Source organism: Allorhizocola rhizosphaerae (assembly GCF_003426775.1).
In the GTDB taxonomy this organism is placed as follows: domain Bacteria; phylum Actinomycetota; class Actinomycetes; order Mycobacteriales; family Micromonosporaceae; genus Allorhizocola; species Allorhizocola rhizosphaerae.
Genome location: NZ_QJUG01000085.1, coordinates 25553 through 32836 on the forward strand (window position 1 = coordinate 25553; position 7284 = coordinate 32836).

At 67.5% G+C, this 7284-nt stretch carries 7 protein-coding genes; 1 reads left to right on the forward strand and 6 read right to left on the reverse strand.

The features are described from left to right. Positions 1-563: 563 nt before the first annotated feature. From DM816_RS19595 to DM816_RS19620, 6 genes are all read right to left on the reverse strand, one after another. Complete coding sequence (locus tag DM816_RS19595) at positions 564-1532, reverse strand: ABC transporter ATP-binding protein (protein WP_117211726.1); 969 nt, start codon at positions 1530-1532, stop codon at positions 564-566. After that, a complete protein-coding gene (locus DM816_RS19600) occupies positions 1529-2461 on the reverse strand; it encodes an ABC transporter ATP-binding protein (protein WP_117211728.1) in 933 nt (310 codons plus the stop codon). Before DM816_RS19600 ends, DM816_RS19595 begins: the two co-directional genes overlap by 4 nt. Next, a complete protein-coding gene (locus DM816_RS19605; RefSeq protein WP_117211730.1) occupies positions 2458-3282 on the reverse strand; it encodes an ABC transporter permease in 825 nt (274 codons plus the stop codon). Before DM816_RS19605 ends, DM816_RS19600 begins: the two co-directional genes overlap by 4 nt. Then, positions 3279-4235 carry an ABC transporter permease gene (locus DM816_RS19610; RefSeq protein WP_117211731.1) on the reverse strand — a complete coding sequence of 319 codons (957 nt, stop codon included), beginning with the start codon at positions 4233-4235 and terminating at the stop codon, positions 3279-3281. Before DM816_RS19610 ends, DM816_RS19605 begins: the two co-directional genes overlap by 4 nt. Beyond that, positions 4232-5806 (reverse strand): ABC transporter substrate-binding protein, encoded by a 1575-nt coding sequence (locus tag DM816_RS19615; protein ID WP_211588772.1) that lies wholly within the window; start codon positions 5804-5806, stop codon positions 4232-4234. Before DM816_RS19615 ends, DM816_RS19610 begins: the two co-directional genes overlap by 4 nt. Before the next feature lie 68 nt (positions 5807-5874). Next, on the reverse strand, positions 5875-6330 hold the full coding sequence (locus DM816_RS19620; RefSeq protein WP_117211739.1) for a macro domain-containing protein: 456 nt from the start codon (positions 6328-6330) through the stop codon (positions 5875-5877). A gap of 19 nt (positions 6331-6349) precedes the next feature. Between DM816_RS19620 and DM816_RS19625 the strand changes: the two genes are divergently transcribed. Then, on the forward strand, positions 6350-7108 hold the full coding sequence (locus DM816_RS19625) for an LLM class flavin-dependent oxidoreductase (RefSeq protein WP_117211733.1): 759 nt from the start codon (positions 6350-6352) through the stop codon (positions 7106-7108). Positions 7109-7284: the final 176 nt, after the last annotated feature.

Genomic DNA, 7284 nt, shown 5'->3' on the forward strand with positions numbered 1-7284 from the left:
CGGGAAGGCTGGACCCATCGCTGCCGCGCCCTCTTCGGGGGGCTGCCGCTAACGGGGGCGAGGAGGGCGCGGCAGCGGCCCAGGGGCCTTGACGCCGGGCAGACAATTGGAGCACGATTCCCGTCGATCTCGCCGATGCCAAAACGGCGGATGCTGGACGGGTTTCAGCCCGGCGAGCGGGTCGACCTGGCGGGCGGCGAAGTGCGGGCGAGCGTGATCCATTGGCTGCTGCACCGCTGCCACGTCACCGGGCCGCTCCGCTCACCCGGGCAACGATCGTCAGCGCCCTCATCGCGAGCGACGGGTTCGTCAGCGATGGCGAACTTCGCCTCAACGGCTTACGCTACGCTGCGCTGTCGGGGATCGAGAACGGAGTCGACTGCCTGCCGTGGTTGTGGCTTACGCTACGCTGCGCTGTCAGGGATCGAGACCGGAGTCGACCGCCTGCCGTGGTTGCGGCTTGACCCGAGCGGATCCATCCCGTGCCCTTGCTCTGCTCGCTGTGCTGGCCGCCAAACCCCGCGCTGCGCCACGTTCGGGCAGCAATCCGAAAGCGTGGCTCCCTATGCCGCCAAGCGCGGCGCACTTCCATCATCGGCGACCAGATGGCACGCGGTCAGCGCGCCGGACGGGCCCACCGGGCGTAGCGCCGGGACCTCCACCGCGCACCGGTCGATCGCCACCGGGCAGCGAGGGTGGAAGCGGCATCCGGGCGGCGGATCGACCGGGCTGGGCACCTCCCCCGACAGCACGATCCGCTGTCGTGACCGCTGCGCCACCGGATCGGGCAGTGGCGCGGCCGACAGCAGCGCCTGCGTGTACGGATGGCGCGGCCCGGCGAACAACTCGTCCCGCGTGGCCACCTCCACCAGCACGCCCAGGTACATGACCGCGACTCGCTGCGCCAGGAACTCCACCGCCGCCAGGTCGTGCGTCACGAACAGGCAGGCGAACCCGAGCTCAGCCTGCAACCGCCCGATCAGGTTCAACACCGACGCCTGCACGGAAACGTCCAATGCGGACGTCGGCTCGTCGGCCACGAGCAGTGACGGCGCAGCCGACAGCGCTCTGGCCACGCTGACCCGCTGCCGCTGCCCGCCGGACAGCTCGTGCGGGTACCACCGCGCCATCTCGGCCTGCAACCCGACCTGGCCGAGCAGCTCCGCGACCCGTGCCCGCCGCGTCGAACGGTCGCCGATCCGGTGCAGTCGCAACGGCTCGGCGATGATGTCGCCCACCCGCATCCGAGGGTCCAAAGAGGACGACGGATCCTGGAACACGATGTTGAAGTCCCGCCGCAACGGGCGCAACCGCCGCCGCGACAGGTGCGCGATGTCGTTGCCGTTGACCCAAACCTGGCCGCTCGTCACCGGCACCAACCGGGTCACGCACCGGCCGAGCGTGGTCTTGCCGCTGCCCGATTCGCCCACCAGTCCCAGCACCTCACCCTTGTCGATGTGTAGGCTCACCCCATCGACCGCGCGTACCGGCCCGAAGTGCTTGACGAGCTCAACCACCTCCAGCACGCTCATTCCTTGCCTCCCAAGGGATGCCAGCACCGCGCCGGATGCCCCGCCGGCCCCGGCTCCAGCACCGGCCGCACCGATCGGCACTGCTCGGTGACCCGCCAGCACCGGTCGGCGAACGTGCACGCGTCCGAGGTCGCGCGCATGACCGGTACCCTTCCGGGAATCTCCTTCAAAACCGGTCTGCCGGGTGTGGGCACCGCATCGAGCAACCCCCGCGTGTACGGGTGTGTCGGGTGCGCGAACAGCCGGTGGACGCCCGCCTGCTCGATGACCCGGCCCGCATACATGACCACCACGCGGTCGGCGATGTCGGCGACGACGCCTAGATCGTGCGTGATGAGCAGCAGCGCGGTCCCGATCTCGTCGCGCAGGTTGCGCAGCACGTCCAAAATCCCGGCCTGCACCGTCACGTCGAGCGCGGTTGTCGGCTCGTCGGCCACGAGCAGCTTCGGCCGGCACGCCACGGCCATGGCTATCATCACGCGCTGCCGCATGCCGCCGGACAGCTGATGCGGGTATTCCCCGATCCGCCTGCCCGGCAAGGGAATCCCGACCAACTCCAACAGCTCGATGATGCGGGCTCGCGACGACGCGCCCTGGTGCCGCTTGAGCACCTCGCCGATCTGACGCCCGACCGTGAGCACCGGATTGAGCGAGGTCATCGGCTCCTGAAAGATGTAGGCAATATCCCTCCCCCGTGCTCTGGGCGATGGCCGAACTCCGTTGAGCTGAATGGCACCCGCGACGGAAGCGTTACGGGGCAACAGATCCGTGAGTGCGAGGGCCGTCACACTCTTGCCGCACCCCGACTCTCCCACCAGCGCAACGACTTCACGCGTCGCCACGGAGAACGACGCCTCGTCCACCGCGAGCACGGGACCTTCCTCGGTCCGAAACCGTACCGTCAAATCTTGAACCTCAAGCAGACTCATCGCCGGCTCTCCCTAGGATCGAGCGCGTCGCGCAACCCGTCACCCAAAAGGTTGAGCGCCAGCGTGAGCACCACAATGGTCAAGCCGGGAAACACGGCCATCCAGGGGCCGTCGCGCACAAACGTCTGCGCGTCCGCGAGCATCACCCCGAGCGACGGCGTCGGCGGCCGAACCCCCAGGCCCAGAAACGAAAGCACCGCCTCACCGATGATGGCGCCCGGAATGGCAACGGTCGCCTGCACAATCAGCGCGCTCACCGCATTGGGCAGGATGTGCCGCAGCAAAACCGTGGCATCTCCGGCCCCTCCGGCCACCGCCGCAGCCACGAAGTCCATGCCCCGCAAGCGAAGCGTCTCGCTGCGCATCACTCGCACGACGGCCGGAATCTGCGCGATCCCAATGGCGATCACCGCAGTGCTCAGCGATGGACCGAGGATCGCGGCCAGCCCGACCGCGAGCACCAGGAACGGGAACGCCAGCGCCGTATCGGTCAACCGCGAAACCAGTGGGTCGAGAAACCCGTAGAATCCCGCCAACAGTCCTAATGGGACACCGACGGCGAGCGACAGCGCAACCGAAAGCAGCCCAACGGTGACCGACGCCCGTAGCCCAAAGATCGCCCGGGAAAGCTGATCCCGCCCGATGCTATCCGTGCCAAATATGTGGGTACCGGATGGAGGCCGCAGCGGCTCGGAGAAGTTCACCTGATCGAACGGAAACGGCGCCACAAACTCGGCCAGCAGCGCCGCCACCGTCGCCACGAACACGACCACCAACCCCAGCATCGCGAGCGGGTTGCGCAATATTCTCCGAACCGTCATAACGCCGGCCCACCGACCCTGATCCGCGGATCGATCACCGAATACAGCAGATCGACCACGAGGTTGATGACGATGTATGCGGTGGCCGTCACGAGCACGACGCCCTGAATCATCGGATAGTCGCGGGTGAACACCGCATCGATGGTCAACTTGCCAAACCCGGGCAGCACGAACAGCTGCTCGGTCACGACCGCACCCGAGATCAGCGCGCCCAGCTGCAGCCCGACCACCGTGATGACGACAATGAGGCTGTTGCGCAGCGCGTGCCCGAGGACGACCTGAGCGCTCGACAGCCCCTTGGCGCGGGCGGTGCGCACATAGTCGGCGGTCAGCGCGTCGAGCATCGCCGAGCGGGTCTGCCGCATGATGATGGCCGCGAGCCCGGTGCCGAGCACGGTCGCGGGCATGAGCAGGTGCCTGAACGACTCGACCGGGTCCTCGAACACCGACACGAACCCGGAGGCGGGCAGCAATGGATAGGCGATCGCCAGCGCGAGGATCGCCATCTGTCCAAACCAGAAGTTCGGCACGGAAAGCCCGAGCAGCGCAATGGCATTGGCGCCCCACTCGGCGGGCCTGCGCCTGCGCACGGCCGCCACCACACCCGTGCCGATTCCCATCAGGACCGCGATCGCGATGGCGAACACGGCAAGCTGGAGCGTGACGGGAAGCGCATGCCCGATGGACTCGGCCACGGGCAGGCCCGTGCGCGGCGACCGGCCGAGATCACCGGTCGCCGCCTTCTGCACGTAGCGCAGGTATTGCACCGGCAACGGTTCGTCCAGGCCGTATGTGGCGCGGATGGCCGCGAGCGTCGCCGGATCGCTCTCCTCGCCGGCCAGCGTGCGCGCAGGATCGCCCGGCAGCGCCCGGATCCCCGCGAACACGACGATCGTCGCGAGGATCAGCGTGACCGCCGACTCAACAACGCGCCGGAGGACGTAGCGACTCACGCTGCGAACCCTGCCGTCGCGAAGCGCAGCAGTCCGTCGCCGTACACCTGCACACCGACCACTTTGGAGGATGCGCCGGTGAGATTCTTTTGCCGGTAGAGATAAATGAGCGGCACGTCGTCGTGGAGCTTGGTGATCACCTGCCCGTACAGGTCGCGCCGCTTCGCCGTGTCGGGCGTTCGGCGCGCCTCATCGAGCAGCGCGTCGACCGCCAGATTGCTGTAGCCGCTGATGTTCTGCGAACCATTGGTGCGTACAAAATTGGCAATGTTGCCGTCCGGATCGACCCGGCCCGACCATCCAATCTGGAACGTCTGGTAGCGGCCGGCGTCGGTCTGCGTCAGCGAGGCGGCGAACTCCACCGGCTGCAGCTCCAGCTCGAATCCGCCCTCCTTGGCCTGCGCCTGGATCGCCTCGCCCAGCCGGCGCGCGTCGGGCGTATTGCCGATCACCACGCTCACCTTGACCGGCAGGCTCAGGCCCGCCTGTGCGAGCAATGCCTTGGCCGCATTGGGATCGTGCTTCGGGCACGCCTGCGCGGCATCGGAAGAGAACGGGCTGGCCGCGCTGATCGGCCCGCACGCCGGGGTGAACTGCCCACGGAACACGACCTGGTTGATCGCCTCGCGATTGAGCGAAAGCTCGAAAGCCTGACGCACCCGCTTGTCCGTCGCAAGTGGACTCGCATACGGAGCACTCAACGGCTTGGGTGCCTTCCCGACCCCGTCGACATTGCCCAGGTTGATTGTTATCCCTTGGTATCCAAGCGAATCGGACGCGATGAGGCTTAGTCCGCTCGTCGACTTCAACGCGTCCACATCGGTCGCGGCCACCCCGTCGAGCACGTCAACGTCGCCCGACCGCAGGTTGTTGAAGCGGGTGTTCGCGTCCGCGATGATTTTGTACGTCACACCGGCCAGGTGCACCTTCGAGGCGTCGTAGTATTGCGGATCCTTCACGACCTCGATCCGGTCCTGCGCGATCCGCGACCCGAACTTGAACGGCCCCACGCAGACCGGACTGGTACCAAAATTCTCCCCCTGAGCGGTAAGCGCGGCGGGTGACATGACCATGCCCGCCCGATCCGCCAGCACTGCGGTCAGCGGGGCGAACGGGGTCTTCATCTTGATGGCGATGGTCGCCGAGTCGACCACCTGCACACTGTCCACGCTGGTCAGCTCGCTCGTGCGGGCCGAGCCGGGCAGGGTGCGGTGCCGGTCGAGCGACGTCTTCACGGCGGTCGCGTCCATCGGGGTGCCGTCGGCGAACTTGACGCCGGCGCGCAGCTTGATGGTGATGGTCAGACCGTCGGCCGAAAACTCGGGCAGGGCGGAGGCGAGCTGCGGCACGATGGTCAGCTTGCTGTCGACGTCGTACAGTTTCTCGCAGATGGCGTTGAACACGGTGCGTCCGACCAGCGTGCGCGCCACCGTCGGGTCGAGCCGGTCCGGCTCGGCCGACAGGGCCACGCGCAGCGTGCCGCCCTCGCGCGCCGGGCGGTTGTCGACGGTCGTGGACGGGTTCGTCTCGCCCGGCCCGATCGGGGTGCAGGCAGTCAGGAGCAAACCCATTGTGGCACAACGAATGGTGAGGGATGTGTTCGGCATCGGTGCCTCCCAATATTCATATCGTTGTGAACCTAACCCCGCTCCCCTCGATCCGGCAAGGACGAGACCAGCCGTTGGTGGAGTCTCGTCCGGCACTCGGACAACTCAGCCTCGATGATCGAGAAGAGGGCGGAGTCGCGCGGCTGAAGGTCACACCCTTGAAGCAATCGTGTACGCCTCGCGTCCAAAGAGGACGAGCGCAGCAGCGCGGAGCGGTCCTCGGCCGGGCTCCACACCGGCCCGACAGTGTGCACCACCCAGCCCGCCGGCAGATCTCCCGCCGTCGTCGCCACGGCCTCGCCGGTCCGCAGGCCACGGCCGTACTGCGAGGCGCGCAGCGCGCGGCATTCGGCCAGGATGCGCGGCCAACCCTTGCGGTGGATCGCCCCATCCACACCGCCACCGCCGAGCAACGACGAGTTCGCGGCGTTCACCATCACGTCCACGTGCTGGACCGTGATGTCTCCCTCAATGAGTTCGAGCGTCATGCCCGGTAAGAATAGGCTCATGACGACGACGCTTGGTGTGGTTTTCCGCCCGCAGAATCCGCCCGAGCTCCTGCGCGATGCCGTGCTCGCGGCCGACGAGACGGGGCTTGAGGAGTTGTGGCTGTGGGAGGATTGCTTCCTGGAGAGCGGCATCGCCACGGCCGCCGCTGCGCTGGCTTGGAGCTCACGTTTGCGAGTCGGCGTCGGCCTGCTGCCGGTGCCGCTGCGTAATGTGGCGCTGACCGCGATGGAGGTCGCCACGCTGCATCGCTTGTTCCCGGGGCGGGTCGATGTGGGTGTGGGGCATGGTGTGCAAGCCTGGATGGGCCAGGTCGGGGCGCGGGTCGAGTCGCCGCTCACGCTCCTGCGCGAATACCTCGAAGCGTTGCGGGCCTTGCTGCGCGGCGAGGAGGTCACCACGAACGGACGCTACGTCAACCTCGACCGGGTCAAACTCGACTGGCCGCCGACCGGGCCAACCCCGATCTATGCGGGCGCGGAGGGCCCACGCTCGCTCAAACTGGTCGCCGAAGCCGCAGACGGCGTGATCCTCGTCGCGGGCACCCCTGTCGAAGAGGTGCGGCGGATGCGTGCGATAACCAAAGGGCGCCTCATCGTGTACGTGCACGCGGCCCACAATCTCGACGACCTCAAGCGCTACGCCGAAGCGGGCGCCGACTCGCTCGTGCTGCAGCCCGCAGAGGACGACACCGATCCGGCGGAGCTGATCCACTATGTAGCACGCGAGCTCAAGCCCACCCTGCCCCACTCACACTGACCCGCAGCCATTCACCCACCATCTCCACCGATCACGCCACCCCACCTCCATCCGCCAACGCACACCCCACACCTTCTCCCCCAGGCACACAAGCACCACCCTCAACCCACCACCCCCATCCGCCAACCCACCCCACACACACGCGCCACGCCATCTCCCCCAAGCACACAAGCACC

Excerpts from the sequence above, each read along its gene's own strand:
- DM816_RS19595 (WP_117211726.1), bottom strand. The coding sequence starts at position 1,532 with ATGAGCGTGCTGGAGGTGGTTGAGCTCGTCAAGCACTTCGGGCCGGTA.
- DM816_RS19615 (WP_211588772.1), bottom strand. The coding sequence starts at position 5,806 with ATGGGTTTGCTCCTGACTGCCTGCACCCCGATCGGGCCGGGCGAGACG.
- DM816_RS19625 (WP_117211733.1), top strand. The coding sequence starts at position 6,350 with ATGACGACGACGCTTGGTGTGGTTTTCCGCCCGCAGAATCCGCCCGAG.
- DM816_RS19600 (WP_117211728.1), bottom strand. The coding sequence starts at position 2,461 with ATGAGTCTGCTTGAGGTTCAAGATTTGACGGTACGGTTTCGGACCGAG.
- DM816_RS19605 (WP_117211730.1), bottom strand. The coding sequence starts at position 3,282 with ATGACGGTTCGGAGAATATTGCGCAACCCGCTCGCGATGCTGGGGTTG.
- DM816_RS19620 (WP_117211739.1), bottom strand. The coding sequence starts at position 6,330 with ATGACGCTCGAACTCATTGAGGGAGACATCACGGTCCAGCACGTGGAC.